The sequence below is a fragment of the Paenibacillus forsythiae T98 genome (assembly GCF_000520735.1).
Taxonomy (GTDB): Bacteria; Bacillota; Bacilli; order Paenibacillales; family Paenibacillaceae; genus Paenibacillus_AQ; species Paenibacillus_AQ forsythiae.
Window position 1 is genome coordinate 1 of sequence record NZ_ASSC01000755.1, and the last position, 340, is coordinate 340.

The 340-nt window shown below is 49.4% G+C and carries 1 pseudogene; it reads left to right on the plus strand.

The window, feature by feature from the left end:
* Positions 1 to 340: pseudogene (locus tag L692_RS31430) on the plus strand (transposase); the annotation flags it as partial.

Sequence of the window (340 nt, forward strand, 5' to 3'; positions counted from 1 at the left end):
CGGTCAATCCTATGTCATTCGGCTTCGGGACAATGTCCATCTTGAAAAACCACGCTCCTTACGCCGACTGACACAACCCGATTCTCCGATTCTTCGCGATCTGACCTGCCAATTGGGTACGGCTCAATGCCATTCCCGCAAGCGTCACCGTGTGGTTATTTTTCATGATTACCAAGATCGCGAGATTCGGGTGGTTACCGATTTGATGTAGGTCACTGCCGAACAGATTGCTCTGATGTATAAAGCTCGTTGGCAAGTCGAGGTCTTTTTCCGCTGGATTAAGCAGCATTTGAATATTCCAACGCTCTTTGGTACCACCGAAAACGCCGTGTACGGCCAA